The following is a 2,959-nucleotide window of genomic DNA, read 5'->3' on the forward strand; positions in this document are numbered from 1 at the left end:
TTTTACAAAACTGGGATGCACCCTTATCAATGGGTGCATCTCAAAATTGCAAATTGACAATATTTTCTCGAATAATTATAGCTCTAGGGAGCGAGACGCTCCCACTACAATAGCTGATAATTGAGGTAGTGCGAGCATCTTGCTCGCTGTTTTTACAAAACTGGGATGCACCCAAGGAATGTTCCATGAAACACAGCACGTAGCATTCTAATTTTATTAGCATCGGCTTCAATTGAACGAAATTCTTTCACGATGAGACTCCTTTTAATTCTACCGTCAAATCCCAGCGATCCTGAATAATATCGGGTGAATGAGTTGTCATGAGAATATCTATATTAGCTAACTTTGTAATCTCTTGTAAATCTTTTAAAAACTGAACTTGCCATCCTAAATGAAGTGATATTTCAGGTTCATCAATTAAAACTAGAGAGTTTGGTTCAACTTTAAAGAGTAGTTCATAGAGCAGAACTAATTCATGTTGTTCTCCAGAGGATAAATCAGTTGGAGAAAGTATTTTTTTATCATGTTTAGTCGTAAAAATAAAGCCTTTTTCTTTGCTGAAATTTATCTCTTTATAAGAATATTCAAATTTTTTGTTAATGATTTCTCTTAACAAATCAATCTTGCTTGCAATTTCATCAAAAACGCTTAGTTTCTTTTTAACATCTTCGATATAAACTGATAAAATGTTTTTTGTGCTTTCATCAATTGTCTGAGGTTGAATTTGAAAATCAGAGCTTTTGTCTTCATCTAACAATCCAACTTCTATAAGGCGAGAACGTTTTTTTTCAAGTTCATCTAATTGTAGACGAAGTTGTTCATCTACTAAATTTGGTGCTGTTTTTTGTTCGACTAATCTGGCTGGAAATGTGCGATCTAGAGATTGAGAAGTTGTTCCATATTCTGTTAATTTTGCTTTAATAATACCTGCAATTTCACTAGAATACTCAGAAACGGTAGCTGACATTGGAGGAGACGATTCAAAATATCTGGGATGTCTTTGAGAAGATGTGTTGAATAAGCGCTGAGATTCGATAAGACGAATATGAATACTATTGCGAACTTCAGTTAACCAATCAGGTTCGTGTCTTAAGAGCCTGAATTTTGATGGCAATACATCTTCAAATCTTTCGATTACTTCTTCTAACGAAAGTATTTCGTCAGTAGGAGTATATAGCCAACGTTGAGGGGCAACACGATCTAGTCCTGGTATTATATTATCTAACATACTCATGGGAAAATCAAGATCGGGACGAATATTATCTTTTACTTTTATAGGAGTAAACCGCATCGGTTTTGATTGGGATTGCTGAAATGTAAAAGTAATTTTATCCTTTTTCTTTACTCCATTTGAATTTTCAGATTTTTTTTCTATTTCAAGGCTACTATCGTCATTAAAATCAACTCTAAAATTGTTAAATGGAATAGTCCAGAAAATTGAGTGCTTTGAATTAAAAAATCCATTTATCATCTTCAAAATTATTGTTTTTCCAAAACCATTAGGAGCATGAATAATAGTAATTCGATCGCTCATATTTAATGGAATTACATGATTGAAAATCCCAAATAAGCCGCTCACAGAAATTTGTTTAATTCTCATGTTTTTTCTCCTATCATCATAAATTCAAATTATAATCGTTTTAGACCAATCCCATTCAACTTCTTTCTTAATATTCTACAATTTTACTTCAAGTTACTACTTATCCGTCATTTGATATTGAAACAGTCAGGGTAGAAGAGTAAAATCAACAATAAACGGGAAAAGAAGCAAGATCGAATGTCGATCTTGCTTCTTTTTTACTTCTCTTGCTTCTCTTGCTGGAAAAACCCTCTGGGAGTACAAAATGAACTGGGGAAATGTTAATTCATTTTTAAATAAGCGGCTTCGGCTTCCAAATTCTTTAATAATTGGTCATCCCCCGTAGCCCGAGCAGCTTCCATGCGGTGTTGTAAACTTTTCCGTAAGTTATCGCGATGGTTAGCGGCAGCATTTTTTAAGATTTCTTTACGATTATTGTTCATCATGGGTCTGTTCCGATTGCTTAATTACCTATTTGTTATGGTATCGTAACTTCGTGGCAAAAGGTATCATTTGTTACAAAAAATTTACGATTTGCTATTTTGGTTATGGAGACTAGGCCAGCAACAACGAGAGGAATCCTTGCACTCCTTAGTGACTTTGGTTTGCAGGATGTTTATGTTGGGGTCATGAAAGCCGCGATCGCCCAAATTAATCCCCAATTAACGATTATCGATATCACCCACCAAATTCCCCCTCAAAACATTGCGGCTGGGCGCTTTTGCTTGTTGAGTGCCTATGCTTATCTACCCCCAAAAACCGTTTGCGTTGCTGTGGTTGATCCAGGAGTGGGTACCGATCGCCGAGGAGTAGCGGTAGAAATTGAAGACCGATGCTTTGTTGCCCCAGATAATGGGCTATTGAGCGGAATTCTACAGCATTCCGAGGCGATCGCCGCCGTCCAACTCGATCGCCCCGATTATTGGCGCACTGCGTCCCCAAGTGCAACGTTTCATGGACGGGATATTTTTGCCCCAGTAGGAGCGCATTTGGCCAATGGCGTACCCTTAGAAAAGGTTGGTACGGCAATTGATCCCCGCAGTTTAATCCGTTGGCAAATTCCCCCCCTAAAATCCACTCCTACAGAGATTTGCGGCTGCATCCAGTATATCGATCGCTTTGGTAATTTAGTTAGCAATATTCCCGCCGCATCGGTTGCAGGAAAATCTTGGGCGCTAAAATGGCAGGAAAAAAAAATTCCCTCTGGTCACACCTATAGCGATCGCGCTGTGGGAGAATTAATTGCCCTTATTGGCAGTCATGGATGGGTAGAAATTGCCGTCAGTCAGGAACTCACCGCTAAGTCCTCCGGACTCTAGCGGGAGCTTGAAAAAGCCCTAACCTGACCAGACTCAGCGAGAAATCGCTACGTTATTTAGG

General features: G+C 38.2%; 3 protein-coding genes. 1 reads left to right on the forward strand and 2 read right to left on the reverse strand.

Translation table 11 applies throughout. The features are described from left to right. Positions 1-247 precede the first annotated feature (247 nt). Positions 248-1,600 (reverse strand): AAA family ATPase, encoded by a 1,353-nt coding sequence (locus JUI58_RS19645; protein WP_204105508.1) that lies wholly within the window; start codon positions 1,598-1,600, stop codon positions 248-250. Positions 1,601-1,860: 260 nt separating this feature from the next. Next, on the reverse strand, positions 1,861-2,025 hold the full coding sequence (locus tag JUI58_RS19650; protein ID WP_204105510.1) for a hypothetical protein: 165 nt from the start codon (positions 2,023-2,025) through the stop codon (positions 1,861-1,863). Between the two features lie 102 nt (positions 2,026-2,127). On the opposite strand from JUI58_RS19650, the gene JUI58_RS19655 reads away from it, so the two are divergent. Further along, positions 2,128-2,898: an SAM-dependent chlorinase/fluorinase gene (locus tag JUI58_RS19655; protein WP_204105509.1), complete on the forward strand. Its 771-nt coding sequence runs from the start codon at positions 2,128-2,130 to the stop codon at positions 2,896-2,898. Positions 2,899-2,959 lie beyond the last annotated feature (61 nt).

This window comes from Spirulina sp. CCY15215 (genome assembly GCF_016888125.1).
Classification (GTDB): Bacteria; Cyanobacteriota; Cyanobacteriia; order Cyanobacteriales; family Spirulinaceae; genus CCY15215.

Excerpts from the sequence above, each read along its gene's own strand:
- JUI58_RS19645 (WP_204105508.1), bottom strand. The coding sequence starts at position 1,600 with ATGAGAATTAAACAAATTTCTGTGAGCGGCTTATTTGGGATTTTCAAT.
- JUI58_RS19650 (WP_204105510.1), bottom strand. The coding sequence starts at position 2,025 with ATGATGAACAATAATCGTAAAGAAATCTTAAAAAATGCTGCCGCTAAC.
- JUI58_RS19655 (WP_204105509.1), top strand. The coding sequence starts at position 2,128 with ATGGAGACTAGGCCAGCAACAACGAGAGGAATCCTTGCACTCCTTAGT.